Annotated in this window: 24 protein-coding genes and 1 pseudogene; 4 read left to right on the forward strand and 21 right to left on the reverse strand. The window is 37.2% G+C overall.

Annotation, left to right across the window (positions count from 1 at the left end):
- Window positions 1-106 precede the first annotated feature (106 nt).
- From J7E77_RS22200 to J7E77_RS22215, 4 genes are all read right to left on the reverse strand, one after another.
- The gene (locus J7E77_RS22200; RefSeq protein ID WP_214717034.1) at window positions 107-1,723 is read right to left on the reverse strand and encodes an ABC transporter substrate-binding protein; all 1,617 of its coding nucleotides are present in this window, start codon (window positions 1,721-1,723) and stop codon (window positions 107-109) included.
- A 51-nt stretch (window positions 1,724-1,774) separates the two neighbouring features.
- Window positions 1,775-2,743, reverse strand: a complete 969-nt coding sequence (locus tag J7E77_RS22205; protein WP_214717035.1) for an ABC transporter ATP-binding protein — start codon at window positions 2,741-2,743, stop codon at window positions 1,775-1,777.
- Complete coding sequence (locus J7E77_RS22210) at window positions 2,724-3,737, reverse strand: ABC transporter ATP-binding protein (RefSeq protein ID WP_214717036.1); 1,014 nt, start codon at window positions 3,735-3,737, stop codon at window positions 2,724-2,726. The genes J7E77_RS22205 and J7E77_RS22210 overlap by 20 nt, the downstream gene beginning before the upstream one ends.
- A gap of 306 nt (window positions 3,738-4,043) precedes the next feature.
- A complete protein-coding gene (locus J7E77_RS22215) occupies window positions 4,044-4,808 on the reverse strand; it encodes a MerR family transcriptional regulator (RefSeq protein WP_214717037.1) in 765 nt (254 codons plus the stop codon).
- 332 nt (window positions 4,809-5,140) lie between these two features.
- Between J7E77_RS22215 and J7E77_RS22220 the strand changes: the two genes are divergently transcribed.
- Entirely contained in the window at window positions 5,141-6,625 is a 1,485-nt protein-coding gene (locus J7E77_RS22220; RefSeq protein WP_214717038.1) for a peptide MFS transporter, read from the forward strand.
- Between the two features lie 97 nt (window positions 6,626-6,722).
- Complete coding sequence (locus J7E77_RS22225) at window positions 6,723-7,799, forward strand: GIY-YIG nuclease family protein (protein WP_214717039.1); 1,077 nt, start codon at window positions 6,723-6,725, stop codon at window positions 7,797-7,799.
- Here J7E77_RS22225 and J7E77_RS22230 read toward each other — a convergent pair.
- The 3 genes from J7E77_RS22230 to J7E77_RS22240 form a co-directional block, all read right to left on the reverse strand.
- Window positions 7,788-8,396 (reverse strand): methyltransferase, encoded by a 609-nt coding sequence (locus J7E77_RS22230; protein ID WP_168242271.1) that lies wholly within the window; start codon window positions 8,394-8,396, stop codon window positions 7,788-7,790. The genes J7E77_RS22225 and J7E77_RS22230 overlap by 12 nt on opposite strands.
- Window positions 8,397-8,456: 60 nt before the next feature.
- Window positions 8,457-8,840 carry a vWA domain-containing protein gene (locus J7E77_RS22235; protein ID WP_374102998.1) on the reverse strand — a complete coding sequence of 128 codons (384 nt, stop codon included), beginning with the start codon at window positions 8,838-8,840 and terminating at the stop codon, window positions 8,457-8,459.
- A gap of 191 nt (window positions 8,841-9,031) precedes the next feature.
- A complete protein-coding gene (locus tag J7E77_RS22240; protein WP_214717040.1) occupies window positions 9,032-9,259 on the reverse strand; it encodes a hypothetical protein in 228 nt (75 codons plus the stop codon).
- A gap of 162 nt (window positions 9,260-9,421) precedes the next feature.
- Between J7E77_RS22240 and J7E77_RS22245 the strand changes: the two genes are divergently transcribed.
- Window positions 9,422-9,901: a glutathione peroxidase gene (locus J7E77_RS22245; RefSeq protein ID WP_168242268.1), complete on the forward strand. Its 480-nt coding sequence runs from the start codon at window positions 9,422-9,424 to the stop codon at window positions 9,899-9,901.
- 36 nt (window positions 9,902-9,937) lie between these two features.
- Window positions 9,938-10,363, forward strand: a complete 426-nt coding sequence (locus tag J7E77_RS22250) for a MarR family winged helix-turn-helix transcriptional regulator (protein WP_251026733.1) — start codon at window positions 9,938-9,940, stop codon at window positions 10,361-10,363.
- Here the strand turns inward: J7E77_RS22250 and J7E77_RS31840 are convergent.
- From J7E77_RS31840 to J7E77_RS30855, 14 genes and pseudogenes are all read right to left on the reverse strand, one after another.
- Window positions 10,310-10,675 carry an HD-GYP domain-containing protein gene (locus J7E77_RS31840; protein ID WP_483861474.1) on the reverse strand — a complete coding sequence of 122 codons (366 nt, stop codon included), beginning with the start codon at window positions 10,673-10,675 and terminating at the stop codon, window positions 10,310-10,312. The two genes, J7E77_RS22250 and J7E77_RS31840, sit on opposite strands and share 54 nt — an antisense overlap.
- A 44-nt stretch (window positions 10,676-10,719) precedes the next feature.
- Entirely contained in the window at window positions 10,720-11,163 is a 444-nt protein-coding gene (locus J7E77_RS22255) for a HEAT repeat domain-containing protein (RefSeq protein WP_251026732.1), read from the reverse strand.
- Window positions 11,164-11,393: 230 nt separating this feature from the next.
- Window positions 11,394-12,800 carry a GntP family permease gene (locus J7E77_RS22260; RefSeq protein ID WP_214717042.1) on the reverse strand — a complete coding sequence of 469 codons (1,407 nt, stop codon included), beginning with the start codon at window positions 12,798-12,800 and terminating at the stop codon, window positions 11,394-11,396.
- Between the two features lie 219 nt (window positions 12,801-13,019).
- Window positions 13,020-14,048: a 4-hydroxy-2-oxovalerate aldolase gene (gene dmpG, locus J7E77_RS22265; RefSeq protein ID WP_168242264.1), complete on the reverse strand. Its 1,029-nt coding sequence runs from the start codon at window positions 14,046-14,048 to the stop codon at window positions 13,020-13,022.
- 23 nt (window positions 14,049-14,071) lie between these two features.
- On the reverse strand, window positions 14,072-14,959 hold the full coding sequence (locus J7E77_RS22270) for an acetaldehyde dehydrogenase (acetylating) (protein WP_214717043.1): 888 nt from the start codon (window positions 14,957-14,959) through the stop codon (window positions 14,072-14,074).
- A gap of 52 nt (window positions 14,960-15,011) precedes the next feature.
- Window positions 15,012-15,785, reverse strand: a complete 774-nt coding sequence (locus J7E77_RS22275; protein ID WP_214717044.1) for an IclR family transcriptional regulator — start codon at window positions 15,783-15,785, stop codon at window positions 15,012-15,014.
- 173 nt (window positions 15,786-15,958) lie between these two features.
- A complete protein-coding gene (locus J7E77_RS22280; protein WP_214717045.1) occupies window positions 15,959-16,228 on the reverse strand; it encodes an iron-sulfur cluster biosynthesis family protein in 270 nt (89 codons plus the stop codon).
- Window positions 16,229-16,279: 51 nt separating this feature from the next.
- The gene (locus tag J7E77_RS22285) at window positions 16,280-17,749 is read right to left on the reverse strand and encodes a protein adenylyltransferase SelO (protein ID WP_214717046.1); all 1,470 of its coding nucleotides are present in this window, start codon (window positions 17,747-17,749) and stop codon (window positions 16,280-16,282) included.
- Window positions 17,750-17,810: 61 nt separating this feature from the next.
- A complete protein-coding gene (locus tag J7E77_RS22290) occupies window positions 17,811-18,308 on the reverse strand; it encodes a YehS family protein (RefSeq protein WP_214717047.1) in 498 nt (165 codons plus the stop codon).
- Window positions 18,309-18,342: 34 nt separating this feature from the next.
- Window positions 18,343-19,050 (reverse strand): M48 family metallopeptidase, encoded by a 708-nt coding sequence (locus tag J7E77_RS22295; RefSeq protein ID WP_214717048.1) that lies wholly within the window; start codon window positions 19,048-19,050, stop codon window positions 18,343-18,345.
- Between the two features lie 166 nt (window positions 19,051-19,216).
- Entirely contained in the window at window positions 19,217-20,398 is a 1,182-nt protein-coding gene (locus J7E77_RS22300) for a C40 family peptidase (protein ID WP_214717049.1), read from the reverse strand.
- 466 nt (window positions 20,399-20,864) lie between these two features.
- Window positions 20,865-24,034, reverse strand: a pseudogene (locus tag J7E77_RS22305) (ATP-binding cassette domain-containing protein).
- Window positions 24,035-24,151: 117 nt separating this feature from the next.
- Window positions 24,152-24,541 (reverse strand): SRPBCC family protein, encoded by a 390-nt coding sequence (locus J7E77_RS30850; RefSeq protein ID WP_214732033.1) that lies wholly within the window; start codon window positions 24,539-24,541, stop codon window positions 24,152-24,154.
- Between the two features lie 3 nt (window positions 24,542-24,544).
- A complete protein-coding gene (locus J7E77_RS30855) occupies window positions 24,545-24,868 on the reverse strand; it encodes an ArsR/SmtB family transcription factor (protein WP_214732031.1) in 324 nt (107 codons plus the stop codon).
- Window positions 24,869-25,074 lie beyond the last annotated feature (206 nt).

Genomic DNA, 25,074 nt, shown 5'->3' on the forward strand with positions numbered 1-25,074 from the left:
TAAGCGCCTGGTTAGATGCTTTAGCTAAACAATTTTTCTACAAAAATACTGAATGTGTTTAGTTAACAAAAGGGGGAGGCTAAGCTCCCTCCCCTTTCAGCCATTATTATTTAAATTCAACTTTTGTTAGTGCTTCAGAACCAGTTGGATGCGGTAAGTAATTTGCCACATCTTTCCCTGCTGCTAACAACGGTGTAGAGTGAACAAGTGGAACCCAAGGGGCATCATCATGGATGATTACTTGTGCTTCATCATAAAGTGCATTACGCTTTGCTTGATCAATTTCTGTTTGTGCCTTAATTAAGACATCATGTAATTTGTCATTGCTGTACTGGGAATAGTTATTACTTCCAATACTGTCTTTATCAAGCAATGTGTATAAGAAGTTATCAGGGTCACCATTGTCGCCTGTCCAGCCAAGCATGAACATATCAAATTCACCTTTTGCTGCTTTATCTAAGTAAGTAGCCCAGTCCACAGATTGGATTTTGGCTTTGACATTGATTTTGCTTAAGCTCTCTTGAATAACTTCTGCAACCTTTTGCGCCTCTGGCATATATGGACGAGCCACAGGCATTGCCCATAAGTCAATTTCAAATCCTTTTTCGTATCCAGCTTCTTTTAACAATGCTTTAGCTTTCTCTAAATCATATGGATACGGCTCAACTGCCTTATTATAGCCTTCGATGGAAGGAGGCATTGGATTGACCGCTGCAAGGGCTTTCCCACCATAAAACGCATCGATGATTGATTTTTTATCGACAGCGTAGTTAATCGCTTGACGAACGAGTTTATTATCAAATGGTTTACGAGTGGTTGTTAAACCAATATAACCAACGTTCATTGATGGACGTTCAATCACTTGGAGATTGGCATTTGCTTTAACAGTCGCCTCATCTGAATTGTTTAGTCCATCCATCACATCAATCTCGCCATTTGCTAGAGCGTTCAAACGTGCAGTATTTTCAGGAATCACGCGAAAAATAACTTTGTTTAACTTAGGCAAGCCTTTTTGCCAGTAGTCAGGGTTCTTCTCAAGCGTAATTGTATCGTTTTCTTTCCACTCAACGAATTTAAATGGACCTGTTCCAACTGGATTTTGTCTAAACCTATCACCGTATTTTTTAACAGCCGCAGGGCTTGCAATTCCAAACGGAGACATGGCTAGGTTCTTAAGGAACGGTGCCTGTGGTCTGAATAATACAAATTGTACTGTATTTGCATCAACAGCTTTAACTTCTTTAATTACGTGTCCTTTTTCCCCTTTAAATCCACCAAACATGGTGTAATAGGGGAAGCTGTCGGCATTACCATTCATCCAGCGATCGAAGTTAAAAACAACCGCGTCTGCATTAAAATCAGTACCGTCATGGAATTTAACTCCTTGACGAAGCTTGAATGTGTAAGTTAAGCCATCTGGTGTAACTTTCCACGATTCAGCAAGTCCTGGATTAATAGTAGTATCTTGATCACCATATTGAATCAATGTTTCATAAATGTTTTCGGTTACTTTGAATGCTTCACCTTCAGTTGTTGTGATCGGATCTAGAGATGTAGAATCTCCACCACGACCATAAACTAGTGTATCTTTTTTCGATCCACTTCCAGTGGCAGGATCTTTTTTGCCTCCCGCTTCTTCATTGGTTTTGCTGTTACAGCCAACTAGAAACATACTGATGGCTAATAGAGAGATTAACAGCAGTTTAAAAGACCTCTTCTTCATAAGTTTTGTTGCCCCCTTATATTTTTGTTTTTTTATCATAAATGCTGCAAATCACTTGTTATATAAGTGACATGCGACAAAATGACCGTTTAGATTTTGTTCCGCAGGTCTAGTATTTTTACAAATATCCATCACCTGTGAGCATCGTGTATGGAAGGCACAACCTGAGGGAGGATTCGCAGGACTTGGAAGTTCTCCTTCTATTAAAATGGTCTCCCTCTTTATATCTGGATCCGGTATTGGCACAGCTGATAGGAGCGCTTTTGTATATGGATGCTTCGGATTTTCATATAGATCTTCACTTTCAGCTAACTCTATTAATCTTCCTAAATACATCACGCCAACACGATCACTAATATGGCGTACAACTCCTAAATCATGAGCAATAAATATGTAAGTAAGCTGAAATTCCCTTTGTATGTCCTTCATCAGGTTAAGAACCTGAGCCTGAATGGATACGTCCAGCGCTGAAACAGGCTCATCGGCGATAATTAGTTTTGGTTTGGTCATTAACGCTTTTGCAATTCCAATTCTTTGACGCTGACCGCCGCTAAATTGGTGCGGATACCTTTTGGCGTGGTAACTGCTTAAGCCAACTACCTCAAGCATATCTCTCACTTGCTTTTTACGTTCCTCTTTTGTCCCTATTCCATGAACAATGAGCGGCTCTTCAAGAATCTGTTCGATCGAATGTCTTGGATTAAGCGATGCATAAGGGTCTTGGAATACCATTTGGATATCTCGTCGAGTTTTTCTTAATTCAGATTTTGACATACTAGTAATCTCTTGATCTTCAAAAATAATCCTACCCTCACTTGCTTCAATCAAACGCGTGAGCAGACGGCCCGTGGTCGATTTACCGCAACCGCTTTCACCGACGATGCCCAATGTTTCTCCTTTTCTAACGTAAAAGGATACATCATCAACCGCTTTGACTTCTCCTTGTCTGCTCCCAAAAAGGCCGCCTGTAATCGGAAAGTACTTTTTTAATCCATTTACTTCAAGAAGTAACTCTGACACGGTTGTCACTCCCCTTCTTCAAAGTATGTAGGAAACAGCGCACTTCATGTCCGTCTTTTTCCGTTTTATACAAAACTGGTGTTTCTTCCTGGCATTGACTAAATGCCTCTGAACATCTAGCCGCGAACCGACAGCCCTTTTGGATTGATCCTGGTGTAGGGACAGTGCCGGGAATACTATAAAGCCGCTCCTTTTTCCCTCTTAAATCAGGGACGGATTTTAAAAGGCCCTTTGTATAAGGATGCTGAGGATTTTTGAGTATCGTTCTAACATCACCCTGCTCCACGATTTGCCCAGAATACATGACAATTACGCGTTCACAAATTTCTGCAACGACACCTAAATCATGGGTAATGAGAATGATCGTTGTATTTGTCTTTTTATTTAAGTCTTTCATTAAGGCAAGGATTTGTGCTTGAATTGTTACGTCAAGTGCGGTTGTTGGCTCATCCGCGATCAGCACTCTAGGATTACAGGCCATGGCCATCGCAATCATTACCCGTTGCCGCATACCGCCCGATAGTTGATGTGGATGCTCTTTAAGAATTCCTTCTGCTCTTGGAATACCAACAAGTTTTAATAATTCGATACTGCGTACATTTGCTTCTCGCTTTGAAAGGTCTGTATGCAGTCGGATGGCTTCCATTAACTGATTACCAATTGTAAACAACGGATTCAATGAGGTCATAGGCTCTTGGAATATCATTGAAATCTGATTGCCGCGGATTTTTCTCCACTCTTTTTCGGAGATATTTTTCAGGTCTTTTCCTTCAAAAATAATTTCACCATTCTCAATTTTTCCTGGTGGAGAAGGAATCAAGCCCATGGTCGCTAAAGAAGTGACACTTTTACCACTCCCCGATTCACCTACAATCCCTAGAATTTCTCCATCCTTTAATTCAAAACTGATACCATCTACTGCCGGCACGAATTTTTTCCCTGATTGAAACGATACTTTTAAGTCCTTAATACGAAGAATAGGATCCTTTTCCATATTTACACCTACCTGTACATTGATTGTTTTTATGTATTCTTTCTAATCAGAAATATAACAATATAATAAATTTTAAAATAATTATGACATATATTACTTTAGTGGTACTATCCATTTTTGTCAATTACGTGAAAAAAGTTCAAAATATTCCAGTAGCACATAGTCGCGTTAATGCAATAAGGCATTTTTTGTGTTATACACCAAATTTTTTATTTAAATATTAAAATAATAAAAAAATATAAAAAGAATAAAAAGACCCTGTAAGACTTTTGATGTCTTACAGGGTCTCTCATCTATTGTAAAAAATTATTTTTTCATACCTGTATAAATGTGAATGGCATCCCTTAAAAATTCTGCGGTCCCTGGCTGTTGTTTATCATAATAGGCGGTGAATCTTTCATCATCCACATACATTTGTGCCAGACCTGCATGGGCTTCCTTACTATATTCATTCCAATAGTAGCATAACCATTGCTTATGGAGGTCAGCGGCTGTTTGTGCCTTTTCTCCGGCTGGATCCCCTGTTTTAAAAGCTTCAGCTAACGTTTGTGTCAATTTTTCAGCTAGTGCTGTTACCTCATCATGTTGTTCTTGTGTCATATTCTGAAGTTTGGCATTTGACTTATTAACGGTTTCATCTCCATACTTTTCTCTAATTTCTTTCCCGTATTTTTTTTCATTTTCGTCAATTATTTTTTTCTTAAAACCCTCGAACTTTTCTTTATTTGACATTTTCATTCTCCCTTCTGTTACTGCGATCGTTTTATCTACATTCGCAATTAATAATTCTAACTGTTCCTTTTTCTCAAGGAGTTTTTCACGATGTTCTTTAAGTGCTGCAGCGCCATCAAAGTTTGGAGCCGTTACAATTTCTTTTATACTTTCTAAACTGATTCCTAATTCCCTGTAAAATAAGATTTGTTGAAGACGGTCCACCTCCGCTTGACCATAAATTCTGTATCCTGATGAATTAATTCTAGCTGGCTTAAGAATTCCAATTTCATCATAATACCTAAGTGTTCTGGTGCTAACACCTGCCAGACTTCCTAGTTTCTGCACGGTATACTCCATTCGACTACCTCCTCATAACCTAACGATACACCTTTACGCAACGTCAATGTCAATAACAATATAGCCTATTTTAATAGAAAAAGGTGCCTGACACCACAGATGGACAAATGTCCATCTGTGGTGTCAGGCACCCAATTAAGGCTATTAGAGCGAAAAGTCCCTCTTATCTGAAATCATTAACTATTTTAAAAAAACTTTCTTTTTCCCCTTTATTAAACTGAAATTCAGTATTATCAATGTTTATAACCTTTCATAACTTATTTTCTAAAAAAAGTTTTTGACAATTCAAAACGACAGAAAGTATTATAGTATAATAAAAGGGAGGTTGTAACATGTCAAACATGAATAGACAGAAAATTGTGGATAGTGTGCCTCAAACAGGATTTTTCGGACATCCTAAAGGACTATCTACTCTTTTCTTTACTGAATTTTGGGAGCGCTTTTCTTACTATGGAATGAGAGCCATCCTCGTTTTCTATATGTATTATGAAGTTTCTAAAGGCGGATTGGGCATTGATAAAAATCTCGCACTTTCTATCATGTCCATCTATGGATCACTTGTTTATATGTCTGGAATAATTGGCGGCTGGCTTGCTGACCGGGTCTTCGGTTCTTCAAAAGCCGTGTTTTACGGCGGAATCTTGATTATGTTTGGACATATAGCTCTAGCTATTCCTGGCAGTGTTTCTATGTTCTTTGTTTCCATGGTATTGATTGTCCTAGGTACTGGAATGCTTAAACCGAATGTTTCTTCCGCAGTAGGTGAATTGTACAGCGAAAAGGACGAACGTCGTGATGCAGGTTTCACTATTTACTATATGAGTATTAACTTGGGAGCATTCTTATCCCCGTTAATCGTTGGATCGGTTGGTAACTTCCACTTAGGTTTTGGAATTGCCGCTGTAGGTATGTTCTTAGGATTAATTGTGTTCAGTCTTACAAAGAAAAAAAATCTAGGTCTTGCAGGAACGATGATTGCCAATCCAATGTCACCTGCAGAAAAGAAAAAAGTCTTCACTTTTATTGGATTAGCTGTAATTATTCTTGCTGTTTTATGTGCAGTATTAATACCAAACGGACTTTTAACTTTTGCTAGCTTTATTAATATTGTTACTTTTCTTGGTATTTTAATTCCGACGATTTATTTCGTTGTGATGTACCGTAGTCCAAAAACAACAGCTGTAGAACGTTCAAGGATTATTGCTTATATCCCGTTATTTATTGCAGCGGTTATGTTCTGGGCAATTCAAGAGCAAGGTTCAACCATCCTTGCAAGTTATGCTGATACTCGTACACAATTACATTTTGCTGGAATTGAAATTAAGCCAGCGTGGTTTCAATCTTTAAACCCGTTATTTATTATTATATTTGCGCCTGTATTTGCTTGGTTGTGGGTTAAATTAGGAAAGCGTCAGCCATCAGTACCTCAAAAGTTCTCATTATCATTATTATTTGCTGGTTTGTCATTCCTAGTTATTCTTATACCTGCTTATTTTGGCGGTACGGATTCATTGGTGAGTCCAATGTGGCTTGTTCTTAGTTATTTAATTGTTGTATTTGGAGAATTATGCATGTCACCTGTTGGTTTGTCAGCGACTACTAAATTAGCGCCTGCAGCCTTCTCAGCACAAACGATGAGCTTATGGTTCTTAGCAAGTGCTGCTGCACAAGCACTAAATGCACAAGTTGTTAAATTCTACACACCTGAAACTGAAATGACCTATTTTGGTGTGATTGGTGGAGCATCTATCGTACTAGGTATTATCTTATTAATGTTAGCTCCGAAAATTCAGGGCTACATGAAAGGTATTCGGTAATAATAAAAAAAGGTGCCTAGTCTTCTCATCCATTGATGGTGAAGGCTGGGCACCTTTTTTATTTGTGATAAAATATAGTGTGAATGGAGGTATTCATATGGATCTTAAAGAAAAGGTAAAAAACCTTCCCTCTTCCCCTGGAGTGTATCTTATGAAGGACTCCAAAGCACAAATTATATATGTAGGAAAAGCAAAAAACCTTAAAAATCGTGTGCGGTCTTACTTCCAAAATTCAATGGCCCATCCTAAAAAGATAATAAAGCTAAAAGGAAGCCTAAAGGATTTTGACTATATCCTTACTGACACAGAATTTGAAGCGTTTATGTTGGAATGTAAATTAATCAGTGAAATTAAGCCCCTTTTTAATAGAATGATGAAAAATCCTCAATCCTATATCTATATTATGATTGAAATGGATGCCGGCTTTCACAGAATCAACACTTGTAGCAGTCCTGATAACCCTAACAGTCTTTATTTTGGTCCGTATACAAGCAAGCATACTGTCGAAAAAGCGCTCCAAGGTATCAAGGAATTCTATAAGATCTGCTGTAGCAGCCCTTCAAACAAGAACACTCCCTGCTTAAATTATTCCTTAGGTTTATGCCTTGGTATGTGTTTAGGAGGAGATGCACTTGATCGATATAATGAAAACATAACTAAGATTATCGGCTTACTGCATGGCACCGATATGAGCCTGCTTGAAGTTATGGAGCGAAGAATGACAGAGGCTTCTGAAGAATTTGATTTTGAAGTGGCTGCAAAGTATAGAGACACGTTGGATGCCATCCACTCCCTTCTAAATAAAGAAAAAGTGATTGAATTTACGGAAAGTAATAAAAATCTCGCAGTCGTTGAATCCTTAAATTACAGTACTTTTAAACTATTCCTAATTAAGAAGAACAAAATACTCTACAGTGAAAAATATTCATGGTCTGAGATTGAGGCTATGAGAGAAACAATCACGACCAATATATTAAGCATTTTTAAAACTACAGAAGTTAATTCAACAAAAAAAGTCAGCAGAGATGAAATTGATGCCGCGCAGATTATCTATAGTTATTTGAAAGGAAGCAACAGCAGTTATATCGTCATTTCTGAACAATTGCTTGATACTAAAAACACAGCTGAATTAGACGATGAGATAAACAGATTAATGCAAAAGCTATACGATTAATTGATAAATTAAAAATCTCTCATTAGAATTATGTTCATAGAAGTAAGGCAAAGTGATTTCTTTTTTCAATTCAAAAGAGGTATCGTTTTCTAAATAATAAATATAATCTTCTGATGGGTAATATAAAATCAATTCAATATTACGCTCGGATTTTTCCACCGATAGCAATATATTATTAATGGTTTTCATAAAAATTTGGATAGAAAACGGATTAAAAAAGTAAAATCGATTGTCATAAGGGTCTATTTGGTATTCTTCTGCCAAACCGCAATAAAAATCAATATTGCTATTTCTCGTGTCGGTTTTCTTTAAATAACTAGTTCGATTTTCAATTGCTTCCTGATAGAAATCCTCATTCATTTCAACGCCAACAACCATTGCATTAAATAGATAATGAATAAAAAAGTTTAATCGCCCTTTGCCACACCCAAAGTCAACTATTCGATCACGGCTAGTTAATTTATAGTTGTTAAATAATTCTTCGAGGGCGCTATATGGCGTTGGCTCATAACGATGGTAGTGAAAGGACTTATTAAATCCCTCTTGGTCCCCTCCCGTTTTTATCCCCATTAATTTATCATAATAATATTCTTTCATTGAAAACTCATAACTCCTATCCGAAAGAGTTCATCCCCCACTTTTTGTGAGGGATTCTTTTCAGGCTACTTTAATTGCTTTGCCAAAAGGAACCCTTGGCAAAATAGCTCCAGGTACAAGCCAAATCATTTCATAACTAACATTTTCTATGTCTTCTGAAATAAAGCCGGTTACATCGGTAATATAAAATAGTGTATCGATATTTTCTTCTTTTGCCCACTCAAGCACCAAGGTATACGAAGATTTCCCATGTGTATAGTATTTGATTGTATCACTTTTGACAGGTGATGTACTTCTAATTTTAAAATCTGCTTGCACCAAAATGGTGTCTGGCTTTAATTGTTCAAACAGTTTTACTATGTTATTGATCAATATGCTTGGGGCTTCATTCGTGGAAGTGTCTACAGCTAACGCAACCTTTTTATCTTGACGCTGTTGAATCATTGAAAGTATCGTTTTGTGCCATTTCAACACGACCAACTCCTTTGGAATGTATAAGTGAACCATATTATTTTGGTTTATAAAGAAAAGGTTTATGTTTGGATAATTGCGGTAATCAGAACAACAATAGAAACGTATGCAAGTAAAAAAGAAATGCTCATCTTGGTCTATTCACAGATGAGCACTAAATTTTACTATTCCTTGATTTCATTGAGTTCATCTATCAGTTGTTTGGTTCGTTTCGCATTTCCTTCGGCAAAGTTTTCAAGGCGTTCCTTTAGTTCATCATCATCATGAATTCGCTCTGCCGTTATTAGATATGTCCGCATTAAATTTTCTTCCGTTTCGATTGAATCCTCAAGAACGTCTTTAAGTAGTTCCTTTTCTTCTCCATTTTTACCATTAAACAAATTTATACCCATTGGAAAACCCTCCTTTTCATCCTTATCTTTCTCTTTTCCATTCCAGATATCCAGCCTAGTTAACAAATTCAGACTTGCCACACTTAATTAAATCGTGTAAGATTAAATCGTAGACGATTTAATTTAAAAAATTCCATAGTAAAAACCAAGGGGGAGACTCAATTGACAACGATTTATGATTTTAGTGTAAAGATGACTAATGGTGAGGAAAAATCATTAATGGATTATGAAGGCAAGCCTTTACTTATTGTGAATACTGCAAGTAAATGTGGGTTAACACCTCAATTCAAAGGACTTCAAGAATTATATGAAAAGTTTAATGAGAATGGTTTAGAGATTTTAGGTTTCCCTTGTGATCAATTCAATAATCAAGAATTTGCTAATATTGAAGAGACAACACAGTTCTGCCAATTAAACTACGGGGTAACCTTTCCAATATTCGCTAAAATTGATGTAAATGGCAATAATACTGATCCCCTATTTACTTATTTAAAGAACCAGAAACCAGGTGCTCTTACAAAAAATATAAAATGGAATTTCACAAAATTCCTAGTCGACTCTAGGGGTCAGGTGATCGAACGGTATGCCCCCACGACTGAACCAAGCAGAATTGAGAAGGATATAAAAAGATTATTTTCATAATTATTTTAAAGTAAGGTGATCATCTTGGAAGACTTCATGTTATTAAAAAACCAACTATGCTTTGCCATTTATGAAACAGCAAGTGAATTCAATAAGTTATATTCAAGTGCACTTCAACCTTATGGAATAACCTATCCTCAATACTTAGTTCTATTAGCATTATGGGAAAAAGATGGTATAACGGTTAAGGAGATAGGAGAAAAATTAAGTTTAGGTACTGGAACATTGACTCCCATGCTGACAAGAATGGAAGCAAATGGTTGGCTTAGAAAAGAGCGTTCAAAGGCAGATGAGAGAAAAGTCTATATCCATTTACAAAAGAAAGCACTGGAAGAAAAACAAGCCATTACAAAAACAGTTGGTGAAGAAATACAATCCTGTAATATTGAACTCGAGGAATATAAACAATTAATGGTGCGATTGAATCAATTGCATAGTAAGTTGAAAGAACGGGAACATTAACCTTACAACATGGTCAGTAAATACTTCATTCACAAAAACAACACTTTTTTTCAAGTGTTGTTTTTTAGTATTATTTAATTGAAGATATTTTTCGGATGGTCGGTTGGTCTTTGATCGACTGCGCTGGAAATTGATAGACAGATGGATTCCGTGTAGTGTCCATGACTTACGGTAAGAACGTTCCGAAGTCAGTGCATCATATACGTCTACAACTGCCACTATTCTTGCAAAGTATGGGATGTTTGTCCCTTTTAATCTGTCTGGATATCCGCTAAACTGTTCACTAAAAACCCGATTGCTATAATTTGCAATCGGGTATCTGTCTTTATTATAAAAAAAGAAATGACGCTAACGATTTACCTTTTAGGTAAGGACACCCATGTGCTTTCAAGCCATGTATCAAAGTCAGCACCCTTATCACCTTCGTAAGTATCATATACATCAAGTCTCATCTTCTGTATCTTCTCTTTGAACTCTTCATAGCTATGATCTTCAGGTAAACTCTTCTTAATTCTTACCAAGATTTTCGTTATATCTTTAATCAAGTCACCTTTTTTTCTTTGCGGTAATTGAACATCTTCCCCTAATTTTTTCAACTGACGGAATGCAGCTTCTTGAATCTTATATACGGAATCATTATTCATTACACGCATTAATATATCGACAATATGTTTGTTCTTCCACTTTCCTAACTCTTCAACAGCATCTAAACGTTCCCTCCAATTAGATGTTCGACTAGCCTGCTTTTTTAATTCCTCATAATTTTCAGGTAACGTATTTTTTTCTTCAGTTTTTTTCAAATAATCCAATCTCCTTCTCTTCATATATAATTCGACCATACCTTATACAAGATTTGAGTGTAATATTTATAATGATTGATGTCAATTTACACTGTAATAAACTGAAAAAACAGTAGGTAGGTTATGTTCAGTTTAAAAAAAGCAAGTAGACATGTCCAAACTTAGACTTTGTCTACCTGCTATTGCCTCCATGACTGGAGATCTATAAACTGTATCTAACCATTGGATTATTAAACAATCCCTGTTACCAAATATACTAAAATGATAAAGAAAGCAGCGATTGTTTTAATGATGGTAACAGCGAAAATGTCACGGTAGGACTGCTTATGTGTTAAGCCTGTGATCGCAAGCAACGTAATGACGGCCCCGTTATGCGGAAGTGTATCCATACCCCCTGAAGCCATGGAAATTACGCGGTGCATTACTTCAAGCGGGATACCGAATTGAGTTGCTAGTTCAATATATTTATCTGCCATAATCCCAAGTGAAATGGCGATACCAGCCGATGCGGAACCAGAAATAGCAGATAGAACATTGGTTGTAACTGCCCCATTTAATAGAGGATTCGTAAATAATTTAGCAATTCCATCTCTCGCCATCGTAAAACCAGGAAGGTTTGAAATTACCGCCCCAAAACCATATTCTGTTGCAGAGTTCATGATGGCTAATAATGCACCAGCAATACCAAGATTCATGCCATCTTTGAAGTTCATAACAACGGGTTTACGATTGTATAAAATGGTCGTAAGAATACCGACAATAAGAGCAATTTCAACTGACCAAATACCGACAACCTGGGAAGTTTCAATATTTGGAAAATTTAAGCCAATCTTAGAAAAATCAAAGCCATTAGGATACCATTTTGGAATCCAAGTGGTTAACACTTTATTTAAAACACCGACAAGGACTACTGGAACAAATGCCAAGATTTTACGGGCTATACTTTCATTTTGGTCTAAATCAATGTCGATCTGTTTTTCTTTGATTGTGCCGAAACTATAATAGCCTTCGCCCGCTTTTTCTGCCTTTTTACGACGTGAGTTTAAATAGAGCATCCCAAGTATGAAGATAAAAATTGCCCCAATTATTCCAAGAGTAGGCGCGGCATAAAGATCTGTTTTGAAAAATGTAGTTGGGATAACGTTTTGTACCTGAGGAGAACCAGGAAGTGCGTCCATCGTAAAGGTAAATGAACCAAGTGCAATCGTCCCTGGAATCAATCGTTTCGGAATATCTGACTGTCTAAATAAATGTGCTGCAAATGGATAAACAGCAAAAGCAACAACGACTAAACTTATGCCACTGTATGTTAGAATCGCACACAATAAAACGATAACTAACATTGCACGTTTACGTCCTACTAACTGAATAAGGGTAGATGCAATTGAACGGGCTAATCCTGACATTTCTACTACTTTTCCGAAAATAGCTCCTAATAGGAAAATTGGAAAGTATAGTTTAATATATTCAACCATTTTCCCCATAAATACGTTGGAGAAAAACGGAAGAACCCAATCTGGGTCTGTTAAAAAGACGGCGAATAATGCACATAACGGTGCAAACATGATAACTGAAAATCCCCGGTATGCAATAAACATTAACATTCCGAGTGCTAATAATATAATAACTAATTCCATAAAATTTCTCCTCTATTCCTAAGATGTAAATTCCAACTAAGATGAAATTAAGACGGTTATCTATCTCTTCTTAACAGCTTAAAACGCTTACATGTACAGTGTAAATAGAAAATCAATAATTGTTATTTCGATATAACTTATTTGATAGAAGGGGAACTGTTTCGTCCCCTCTTCTGAAAACTCTATTCTATTAATCTATTTGTGATGAGTTATAAAATTTTAGGCCAAAACTATTTTTGACTTGTTTTTAGCAATCTCTGCAGCCACTTCAACAATCATATCCTCTTGACCGCCAACTACTTTCCGCTTTCCTAGTTCAATTAAAATATCGCGCGAATCTACACCAAATTTTGCAGCTGCACGTTTTGCATGAAGAGCAAAGCTAGAATATACACCAGCATATCCGAGTGTTAGGCTGTCTTTTGTGATTTCTTGTGGTACTTGTAAAAGTGGTGCCACAATGTCCTCAGCTAAGTCCATCATTTTATATAAATCTACCCCTGTTTTAATACCCATCCGTTCGCAAACTGCTACAAGTACTTCTGTTTGTGTATTACCGGCACCAGCACCCAGGCAACGAACACTGCCATCAATACGAGTGGCACCTTCTTCGATTGCGGCAAGTGTATTGGCCATCGCTAAAGATAAATTGTTATGACCATGGAAACCAACATTAACGCCAATGGATTGTTTAAGAGCACGAATACGTTCGCGAACTTGGTCTGGAAGTAAGTAACCTGCAGAGTCAACAACGTATACTGAATCTGCTCCATAGCTTTCCATTAATTTAGCCTGTTCTACTAATTTAGCAACAGGTGCCATATGGTTCATCATTAAGAATCCAACTGTTTCCATCCCTAATTCTTTTGCGTAGGCAATGTGTTGTGGCGCCACGTCTGCTTCTGTTACATGTGTTGCAATACGAGCCATTTTTGCTCCTAAATTAGCTGCTTCTTTTAATTCATGTAAAGTACCGATTCCTGGTAAAAGTAACACAGCAATTTTGGATTTGTCGGCAACAGAAACGGCTGCTTCGATTAATTCCATTTCATTTGTACGTGAAAGTCCATATTGTAAAGAAGATCCTGCTAAACCGTCTCCATGTGATACTTCGATATAAGGAACATTTGCGTCATTTAATGCCTTTGCAACCTTAAGTACTTGTTCAACTGTAAATTGATGATTGATCGCATGGCTTCCATCGCGTAATGCAACCTCTGTGATAAGAATATCTCTTTCATTTGTCATTATTTTTTACCCCTTTCTACAGTTCAAACTGTTTCTTTCGTTAATAATTTTTTAGCAAACGCTTCGGCAATTTTAACACCGGCAGATGTCATGATATCTAAGTTTCCTGCGTATTTAGGAAGGTAATCACCAGCACCTTCTACTTCAAGGAAGATGGTTACTTTATTTCCTTCAAAAATTGGTTCTGTGCGGAGTCGATAGCCTGGAACATAGGATTGAACAACCGTAGTCATTTCCTCAATCGATTTCCTAATCGCTTGTTCATCCATTTTTCCATCCTCAACAAGTGTATAAACGGTATCACGCATCATAATTGGCGGTTCAGCAGGGTTTAGAATCATTATTGCTTTTCCTTTTTTAGCACCACCAACCTCAGCAATTGCATGTGAAGTTGTCTCCGTAAATTCATCGATATTTGCACGTGTTCCAGGGCCAGCACTTAAGCTCGCAATCGTTGCAACGATTTCTGCATACTCTACTGGAGCTACTCGGTTAACTGCATGAACCATTGGAATGGTGGCTTGACCACCACAGGTAATTAAATTGATATTATCTTTATCTAAATGTTCATCAATATTTACAGCAGCACATACATATGGGCCTACAGCTGCAGGGGTCATGTCAATTACTTTTATTCCTGCTTCTTTTAACACTTTTGCATTATAAAGATGAGCTTTGGCTGAAGTTGCATCAAAAACGATGTCTGCTTCTAGTGTTTTGTCTGCAAGAAAACCATCGATTCCCGTATCAACCCCAGCATAACCTAATTCTCTTGCACGGCGTAATCCGTCTGATTGCGGGTCAATCCCAATCACAGCTGTTAGCTCTAAATATTCAGAGCGTCCAAGTTTGATCATTAAATCTGTACCAATGTTCCCTGAGCCAAGAACGGCAACTTTTACTTTTGACAAAATAATTCTCCTCCTAAAAGTTAATGTGTTTATTTCTCTCTTTGGCTTTCTATCAGGTATTTTTACCTTTATAGCCTAAACAACTTGAAATCTCTGCTGCAGCACTTTTAATTCCTGCTATCACCTTAGGTAGCCGATTTTCATCAAGCCTCATTTTAGGTGCAGCACAACTTATTGAAGCGATTACATTTCCTTGATGATTAAATATCGGCGCAGCTATACATTTAAGCCCTAACTCAATTTCCTCATCATCGACCGCATAGCCTTGCTCACGTATGGAATGTAAATGGTCTTTTATTTCCTCAATATTTGTCATCGTGTGCTTTGTAAATGATTCCAAATTGATAGATGATAATATTCTGTTAACATCGTTTTCATTAAGGTTGGCAAGTATTGCCTTTCCCACACCCGTACTATGAAAAGGAGCTCTTTTTCCAATATGCGAATAAATAGTAAGGGCACTTTGACCTTCTACTTTTTCAATGTAAATAACTTCATCTCGCTGTAACGAAACTAAGTGAACAGTTTCATTTAGTTCATCCACTAAATCTCTAATAATGGGCCTTGCAATTTTCCCAATATCGAAATGTTTTCCGACAAAATTCCCAAGTTCAAAAAGCTTGATCCCAGGCTTATATTTCAAATCCTCAGGATTTTGTTGAAGAAACCCTCTATGTTCCAAGGTCTTGATAATACCGTGGACAGTACTTTTTGATAAATTTAAATTCTCACTAATCTCTTTGATACTTAGTTCTGGTTTAGTAGCCAAAAATAATTCTAGGATATCAGCGGCTCTTTCAACAGACTGAATTAAACGTTCTGACACAACCATCCTCCTTATATTCGACATTATCGAACGAAGTTCACATTTCTTAAGGACAATCTAATAGTAACTCTCGTTCATTATTCTGTCAATATTTTTAATAATTTAGTTGTTTTTTTAATTTACGTTGAAAATATAAAAAAAGGAGCCTGATTTCATAGAAATCAGACTCCTTTTTAAATAATCTCAAATTGTTTAAAACCTGTTGTATCTGGGATAAAATCTAACGTTTTATTATTGAAATAATGGCACTCACCATTGTCAATAATGAAATGCAACTCATCCTTAGTGATTTCTGCATCATTTGGCTGAATCGTTTCTTCCAAGGTCAATTTCACTTTCATAAAACAACTTTTACGCATTTGCAGCCGGATAAATTGTTTTGAATCAGCTAGTTTCAACCTATTTTGTAGTTCTGTTTTGGCATTTTCAGTTAATATAAACACGCGGTCATCCTCACACCTTAATTTCCTAAAAAGAGATTTAATTAATGATTATCATGTACCACAAAAGGTTTGGTAAGGCTGGGTTGATTGCTCAGGAAGCGTGCAGTATTCCGCCTGTTCTGGGGAGTGCGCATATGGGCTTGAAAGTACATTAAGCAACCGCTCCATTACGCTGTAGTCTTCTTGATTCACGGCAGCGTCTAGTGCGGCCTCCACCCGGTGGTTACGAGGAATTACCGCAGGATTGCTATTACGCATCAACTGGTGTGAGGAGTCTTTCGATTCCTGCTGTCTGTTTAGACGTGCTTGCCATTGCTCATACCACTGCTTAAATTCCGAAGTCTCCACTAAGACTGTATCCTCCGGCTTATCGAAAGTTAATGCTCGGAAAGTATTGGTATAGTCCACCTTATACTTCTGCATCATAGTTAAAAGATTATCAACAAGAGATTCATCCTGTTCTTCCTCGTTAAATATGCCGAGTTTGGCTCTCATTCCAGCCAGCCAATTACCCTGGAACAACTCCATAAAATGTGAAATCTCATCCTGAGCCAGTTGGACAGCCTGTTCCTGATTGTCATGTAAGAGCGGCAAAAGAGTTTCAGCCAATCGAGCGAGATTCCAACCGGCAATATACGGCTGATTGCCATAAGCATAACGTCCTTGCCTATCAATAGAACTAAATACTGTTGCAGGATCATAAGTATCCATAAAAGCACACGGACCATAATCAATCGTTTCTCCGCTAATGGTCATGTTGTCGGTGTTCATGACCCCGTGGATAAAACCAACCAACTGCCATTTCGCTACTAGCGCTGCCTGACGTTTGATCACTTCCTGTAGCAGCGATAGATATCGTCTCTCATCAGTGTCAACGTGTGGATAATGGCGTTTTAGTGTATAGTCTGCTAGTACCTGGAGCTCCTCAACTGTGCCCCATTTTGCAACGTATTGAAAGGTACCAACGCGCAGATGGCTGGCTGCCACACGAGTCAGAATCGCACCTGGCAGGGCGGTTTCGCGGAGTACTGCCTCCCCGGTTGTCACAACAGCTAAACTTCGGGTGGTTGGTATCCCAAGCGCATCCATTGCTTCGCTGATGATGTATTCACGCAGCATCGGTCCAAGCCCCGCTCGACCATCGCCTCCGCGGGAGTACGGTGTTCTACCTGAACCCTTAAGTTGAATATCAAACCGTTCACCTTTCGGGGTGATTTGTTCACCAAGCAAGATAGCCCGTCCATCCCCTAATTTCGTGAAATGCCCAAATTGATGCCCTGCATATGCTTGGGCAAGCGGCATTGCCCCATCAGGTATCCGGTTGCCAGCCAACACCGCTACACCATTTTCGCTTTCGAGCTCCTGTATATTCAAGCCAAGGGAGGTTGCCAGCCGATTATTGAGAATAATCAACTTGGGTGAGCGTACAGGGGTTGGGTCGGTACTGGTAAAAAATGATTCTGGCAGTCGGGCATAACTGTTATCTAAATTCCAGCCTAGTTCATTAATTTCTTTAGCCATCGAATCCCCTTTTCTTTTTAAAAAGTTTAGAGCAACCAATGTAGTGTTGCTCTGTTTGTTATTACTGTTCCCTATATTTTATAGCTATACCTTTTAAGAAATTCCTTGCGTATTTATCCCCGCACTCTTTATAATTCTTATGTCCTTCTTTTCTTAATAAAGCGCCGAGTTCTCCTTTTGTTACTGTTATTCCTGCATTTTCGAATATTTCCAGCATATCCTCAGTAGTTAATGCCAGCGCTATTTTCACTTTCTTCAACAAGAGATTATTAACGTTTGCGCTTTTCTTTATTGATGGTTCCGGTGTATCCGACTGTCCTGGTTTGGTCTCTTGTTTCCCTCTTTTAAAAATAATAAGGCCATTTAAAAATGAATCTAACATACTGTTATTACATTTTATTTGATCGTCATATTCAGCCTCATCATCGGATTTTGTTAGAATCTTTATTACCTCAGGGACTGTTACTTCCACTCCGCCAAGTTTAAATATTTCTGCCATTTCTTTATTTTTTATTTCTAGTGCATATCTCATTCGAATTAATATATCATTATTATCCATCAGTAAGTCTCCCTTTAAAATTGATGTTCCACTTTTAGACTGTCATTTTCCAACTTGATAAAGCTAGCCAGTTCTCCATTTGCTCATACTCGGGGATTATTTTACCTACAAGGCGCCAAAAAGATCGATCATGATTCAGATGAACCATATGGCACATTTCATGAACGACTACATATTCAATTACCTTCAATGGTGCCATCGCGAGCTTCCAATTGAAGGTTAATAGCTGCCTGGAATCACAGGTTCCCCAGTTCCTGTTATTATCAGAAATACGGATAGACCTTGGTTTTATTTTAAAGTTACTTTGATAGGAACGAATACTCCTCTCTACTAAGGTTTTACATTGCTGATAATAAAACCGTTTTAAGGCTTGTTTTATTTTCTCATCCTCAAGCTGTTTCACATATATATATAACTTATCCCCTTCTAACACTACATAGTCTTTCTTGATAGTTATATCTTGAGAGACCTGGATAGAATATTCGTCTCCTAAATAAAGAAAGGTTTCACCATGATCATAGACCTTTACCTTTTGGCCAAGCGTTCTATCCTTCATTTCTGTTGATTTTTGCTGGATCCAATCCCATTTTTCCTCTAATAATTGCAGGATAAGTTCATCGGAGGTCCCTTTAGGAGCCTGGATTTCAACATTTCCATAAACATCTATATAAATGCCCATGGATGTACGATTTTTATAATTTATCTCAAAACTAAGGGTCTGACCTAAATATTTATGTATCATTTAATCACCTTCATTTATGACAATGGGTAAAATAACAGCAAAAAAAATTAGAGTAAGTATAAATAACCTACTCTAACATGATTTTGCCTATGTTTATTTGAAAAAGCAATTAACTTTTTTGCAAGGGTCTCACTATTTAAGATTACATTTCAAAAAATGGTTACTTCTAACGCAATACTCTAGCAGCACTAGAAAATTTAGACGGATTATACGAAGCAATTTTCACAACATCACCCGTTTGCGGAGCATGTATATATTGCCCGCCTCCAATATAAATGCCGACATGATAGGCAGGAGAACCCCTGAATACTAAATCTCCTGGCTGTACTTGACTCGGAGAAATTCTTGTTCCAACATTTTGCTGGTCTCGTGAAACTCTTGGCAGATTAATGCCAACTGAACGAAACACATAGGAAGTGAATCCCGAACAATCAAATCCGCTTGGCGTTGACCCGCCCCAAACGTAAGGAACGCCCAAAAATTGTTTAGCGTAAGCAATCATCGCACTTGCCGATCCAGAGTTAGTTGAAATGGCTGCAACTGACGGTGGTGCAGACTTAGAAGGTCTGCTGCTTACTGGTGCCTGTTGTTGAGTTTGTTGCTGGGCTTGTTGAGCAGGCTGTTGGGACTGTTGTTGGGCTTGCTGAGCTCGTTCTTGGGCTTGTTGTTGTGCAGCAAGCTGTCGGGCTTGTTCAGCCTTTTGTTGTGCCAGTTGAGCCTGTTGGTTTTGTAATGTGTTTTTCGCCTCAGCTATTCCTTTTTCAACTTCTTTTTTATCTTCTTCAATCTTTTTTTGTTCAGAAGCTAATTCAACCTGGCTCTTTTTTAATTGGTCAAACTCATTATGTAATTTTTCCTCTGCATTTTCTAACGCTTGTTCTTTATCATTTAAACCGTTCAGTAAGTCTGTGTCAGTTTCCATGATATGCGATATAGCAGTAAAACGAGTTAAAAACTCTGAAATGTTATCAGACGAAAGTAAAAGCTCCGCGTAAGTAGCGATTGATTGTTTGCCCTCTAACTGAATGCTTTTTAGACGATCAGAATAGACCTTTTTATGAGCATCTAAGGACTTTTTAGCGTTTTCAATTTCAGCCTCTGTTTTTTCAATTTTTCCTTGTTGTGTTTTAATCTGATCGTTTAGTTTTTGACTTTTCTCCATGGATAAGGAGATCCGGTTGTCTAATTGCTGGATCTTTGTTTCAAAGTCATTGATTTGTACTTTTGTAGAATTGATTTCTTTTAGTGTAACTGGTGAATCTACTGGACTTGCAAAAGTAGGTGTTGCTTGAATCATAGTGGCGAGGATGGCAGCCGATACTGTATATTTAAATAATTTTCTTATCATTTTAAAATCTCCTCTTGTTACCTATTGTTTATTCGATTTTTTTATATATTAATAGTTTATCTTCCAAACGGACTAATAACAATGAAACAGTCGATAATGTAATATAATTGTAATTTTATGTAGAATAATCTGATAAAGAGTCGACTCCTGTTCCCTATTTTAGACGGACACCCATCACGGTATTCTAGAGCATAAACATAAACCTAAACCTGTATTGTTAAAATAGACCAAAAAAAAAAGAAACAGGATATTATCCCATTCCAAATTTGCAGCTTCTTAATATTAATTCTTTTAATTCCTTTGTATTTTCCAAATTCCTCAGTATAGGCCTTTCCTCTAAGAGGATTTTTTAATAAATCATCTGTTTCTAAACAAGTTGAGAAATAAAAGGTACATAAAAATATTTGTCAACTTGGGATCAAGACCTTAAGTCCGCACTTAAATGGCTTGTTTTAATCATTCTAATCTAATTATTTTGCTCAAGGCATTGATAAACCGCCATCATATCTCGTTTATTTAACTCACGAATACGATTGAAAATTGGAATATCAGCGACAGCTTCTGTATATAAGCTTTCTTCAACAACATCACTTACTATGCCGGTTAACCATGTTTTTACTGATATGCCTTCGACCATTTCCTTGCGACCTTCATCATTGATGCCACTTGCACGACAACTCACACATGGTATCGTTAATTTAAACACGCCATCATGAAGATTCTCTTCTGTAATGACTTTCTTTCCTTTACAGAATGGACATGGATGACTTTTTATAATCTTATTAATTTGAGTGACTATTTTTTTGTAACCAAATGTTTCATAAACATATGTTAGTTTTTTGTATTTTCCATTATTAAAATACTTATTAATGATGGTTTCTCTCGTCTCATTGATATTGGCAAAATCACAGATGGTAATCTCATTATTAATGCTGATGGATTCGATATTGTCTCTAATGCTGTCCCAGAATGGTAAGACATTTTGTAATACTATTTCATACCCAACAAAGCTTGCGAGTTCCAATTCAAACATTTTCAGCGCGACTTGTGTTTTTCTAGACAGCAGGGAGACATCTTCTGTCAAAGTCATATCGCCGCCAACAATAGATTTTAGCTTTACGAGTACAGGTAACTCACCTACTAATTGTAACACTTGATCAAGTGGCTGATTAATAATCTCACGAATATCTGTGTCACCAAATGTAAGCTGTTTATGATGATTAAGTACAGTTCCATGACAAATCGGACAAGTAATCATTTCTTTAGATGCTTTCATTTGCTCTTTAATTAGCGATTTCGAAATGACCATATACCCACCAACGATGGTATTAAAGCCTACCCAGGTCCTCTGTGTCTTGCCTGCTCTATCATAGAATGTCTTTTCAAAGTATCCGTACCAAAACGTATGCTTTTCTTCTTTTGACATCTCATTGTAGCTTTTCGTCAGATCAAACCCGAGCTCATTCTTAATTTCCTCAAATAGAAACTCTAATTTTGGATATTGATAATATTTTAATACTTCCATCACTTCAGGATAAAATAGGCCATCCCAGAATGGAACCGTTTTGTCCTGAATGACAAGATCTTTATCAAATATTTCAATCTTAAGGCGGCCTGAGCACGAAGGACAATGATTGTCCTGTGAATAGAAATCAAAACTTCTCGTATCTTTATTGGTCGGATGCGCCGCCACAATATGGTTGATCACGCCGCACATTTCATAGAGAAAACTATATTGACTATACAAATGTCTTTCAAGATCTATGGCAATGACAGGTGCAATAGTTTCAGATTCGTATTCGCCGTAAATCAAACGGGCCATTGATGATAAGCTTTTTAAGATACCGCCCTTATAGACATTTTCTGCATTTTTAAAATAGTCGATATGATTTTCTTTTAAATAAGTAATGCCATTTTGCGCTTTGAGTGTCGAAGAAATTTGCGATGGAAGCGCATCATCTTCCCTATTTTTAAGCTCGTAATATTCGTTATGACTGACAACTTCAAGATGCGTGACAGGTGCAATCTTTCTTTTACCAAAATCAACGATAAAATCAGAGCTTTCTAACATATAGGCATTATGTTCAATCATCATGATAGAGACTGATTCATCTTGCAGAATGACCCTGACACTATCAATGAATTGGTTTAAAATATTTTGTGATAACCCTTTTGAAGGCTCATCAAAAATAAAAAGCGTATGTGGGTTTCTTGAGTTAGCAAACAGCTCCGAAACTAAATGAACACATTGAAATTCTCCAGTCGATAATGTTTGTGTTTTTCTTTCTAATGTCAAATAACCTAGTCCAAGTTTGATCAATAAGCTCAAACGTTTATGTGCGATATCCTCATTTGGAAGGTCCTCAATAATGTCTTCAATCGAGCGCTCAAAAATATCATCAATATCTTCACTATATTTTGTGAGTTTCTTTTTGATATCAAGAAAAGTCGCAACGGTGGATCGACTGGTAATCGATTGGTTTCGATCCTGACCAACGATAACCAGTTTATCTTTTGGATAACGCTTCAGAAAATCTTTGGCGATACATTCATTGACTAGCGTAGATTTACCACATCCAGACTCACCCGTAAAGGTGACAAGTCTATTTTTGGGAATCTGAATTTCAGCCATTTGAATATTACGGAAGTAAAGATCTTGAAAATGATAGTATTCTGCTGGCACTCCCTGATTTCGTTCCCAGGGAATCGGTTTTGGACGCGGTGATTCTTCGACAATTTTTCCGCCGTATTTACCACTGCCAGGTCCAAAGAACAATTGCTCATCCGTTGTATCCAGCACTGTGTCAGAATGATCAATGAACCAAATTTGGATCTATAGCCTAATTGTTGAATCTGTTCTAAAATTTTCAATAATGTTTGGTGATCAAGACCAACGGAGATTTCATCAATAATAATCACGGTATTTTCACTGGCTGCCATGAATTCTGCCAAGTAAAGCCGTGTTAATTCCCCTCCTGACAAAGTACCCATGATCCGATTTAATGTTAAGTAACCAATATTCATATTGATAATATTTTTAAGAATATGTTGTTTCGCTTCATTAATATGTAATTCCTCTGAAAGGGAATGAATCGATTCAATGCTTAAATTGTTGATATCGGAAATACTATGTGGTTGATCAAATAAATCAATTTTATATTGTTCAACTTCTTGATTATAGCGCTTTCCCTTACACTTTTTACATTCGACATTTTTAGTAGTTCCACGACCTTTACAATCCGGACACCAGCCCAACGGATTATTAAATGAAAAAACTTCCGGAGAAAGATTATATTTTTCAGCAAGACTAACACGAATCTCTGTAAACACGCCAGTATGCGTGCCAATTGTTGAACGTGGATTGGAAGAAATGGATGATCTCCCGAGAAAAAGTACTAAAGGCATCTCTTCCATCTTGATGGCACTGAAATTAGTTTCCATAATATTGGGGAATAAATACTGATATTCAGCCTTAGGCAATAAGGAAACGAGACGCTTCTTGGATTCTTCACCAATAGTTTGACAAAATGTGGTTTTACCAGATCCGGACAAACCAGCAATTCCTAACGATTGATCTTCCGGCAAGACGGCATCTAAACGATTAATATTGTTGGCAATTAATTGATTTATTTTCATATTGATCCTCCCCATTCTCTAAATCTAGTATTGCCATGTTAGCACAACTTCAAATGAATTTGTTGTGTTAGTTTTTGAAAAAACAAACGACTCAGTCCTATACTGAGCCGTTTGGTCTTACATTTCCTCTAACAATTTTTTCAGTTCTTCGCCCATGTTTGCCCAACCATATTTCGCACCATTGAACGCTTGATCTTCTTTTTCGAATCCTGTTTGGTCAAGATGTAAGTAGGTTGTTCCATCCTCTTCCTTCAATGTCCATGTGACAGTAGTGTTTATCGGACCACCTACCCATGTGTAAGATAACTTATAAGGCTCGTCCACTACTAATACTTCACAATCTACAATTAAATTCCACTGCTCATTTCGGAATTGACATTTATGTCCTACGATTGGTTTGAAGTCATTTTTCATTATCCATTTTGCAAGAGTATCCGAATCTGTTAATGCGTTCCAAACCTTATTGATTGAACTTGTAAACTGAAAATCTAATGATACACTTGCCATTATTCATTCCTCCGATAATAAATTTTTTAAGAGTATCACTTTTTCCTTCCAAAATTTCTCGTAAAAGGATACCCAATCTTTAATTTCTTGTAGGGGAGCTGCATTTAGTCGATACCTTGTTTCCCTACCAATTTTACGGTCAGCAACTAGACCGGCTTCTTTAAGGATTGCCAAATGTTTAGATACAGCAGTACGCCCCATTTGAAATTGAGCCGTTAATTCGTGAAGAGGTAACTCTTCTGCATCTGCCAACAATCGTAACAATTTACGTCTCGTTGGGTCAGCGATGGCTGCATAAACATCACGCTCTTGATTTTTCTCGTTCAAAATCACCCCCCCTTTTTAAATAGGACACTAATTAGTGTCTTTATTATAGGACACTAATTGGTGTCCCGTCAAATTTTATTTTAGTCATAAGTTAATCGTTCTATTCATTTGTCATCATATCTTTATTCATATTCAATACAGTTTTGATAATCCGTTACAGGAAACGTAAAAAGGCAACACCCAGAGTAATATGGTACCTATAGATA

The organism is Bacillus sp. ISL-77 (genome assembly GCF_018613105.1).

Coding starts and splice junctions, on each gene's coding strand:
- J7E77_RS22210 (WP_214717036.1), bottom strand. CDS start 3,737: ATGGAAAAGGATCCTATTCTTCGTATTAAGGACTTAAAAGTATCGTTT.
- J7E77_RS22260 (WP_214717042.1), bottom strand. CDS start 12,800: ATGGAATTAGTTATTATATTATTAGCACTCGGAATGTTAATGTTTATT.
- J7E77_RS30850 (WP_214732033.1), bottom strand. CDS start 24,541: ATGGCAAGTGTATCATTAGATTTTCAGTTTACAAGTTCAATCAATAAG.
- J7E77_RS22200 (WP_214717034.1), bottom strand. CDS start 1,723: ATGAAGAAGAGGTCTTTTAAACTGCTGTTAATCTCTCTATTAGCCATC.
- J7E77_RS22235 (WP_374102998.1), bottom strand. CDS start 8,840: ATGATTCAACAGCGTCAAGATAAAAAGGTTGCGTTAGCTGTAGACACT.
- J7E77_RS22220 (WP_214717038.1), top strand. CDS start 5,141: ATGTCAAACATGAATAGACAGAAAATTGTGGATAGTGTGCCTCAAACA.
- dmpG (WP_168242264.1), bottom strand. CDS start 14,048: ATGACAAATGAAAGAGATATTCTTATCACAGAGGTTGCATTACGCGAT.
- J7E77_RS22230 (WP_168242271.1), bottom strand. CDS start 8,396: ATGAAAGAATATTATTATGATAAATTAATGGGGATAAAAACGGGAGGG.
- J7E77_RS22300 (WP_214717049.1), bottom strand. CDS start 20,398: ATGATAAGAAAATTATTTAAATATACAGTATCGGCTGCCATCCTCGCC.
- J7E77_RS22240 (WP_214717040.1), bottom strand. CDS start 9,259: ATGGGTATAAATTTGTTTAATGGTAAAAATGGAGAAGAAAAGGAACTA.
- J7E77_RS22225 (WP_214717039.1), top strand. CDS start 6,723: ATGGATCTTAAAGAAAAGGTAAAAAACCTTCCCTCTTCCCCTGGAGTG.
- J7E77_RS22290 (WP_214717047.1), bottom strand. CDS start 18,308: ATGGATAATAATGATATATTAATTCGAATGAGATATGCACTAGAAATA.
- J7E77_RS22295 (WP_214717048.1), bottom strand. CDS start 19,050: ATGATACATAAATATTTAGGTCAGACCCTTAGTTTTGAGATAAATTAT.
- J7E77_RS22285 (WP_214717046.1), bottom strand. CDS start 17,749: ATGGCTAAAGAAATTAATGAACTAGGCTGGAATTTAGATAACAGTTAT.
- J7E77_RS22215 (WP_214717037.1), bottom strand. CDS start 4,808: ATGGAGTATACCGTGCAGAAACTAGGAAGTCTGGCAGGTGTTAGCACC.
- J7E77_RS22250 (WP_251026733.1), top strand. CDS start 9,938: ATGTTATTAAAAAACCAACTATGCTTTGCCATTTATGAAACAGCAAGT.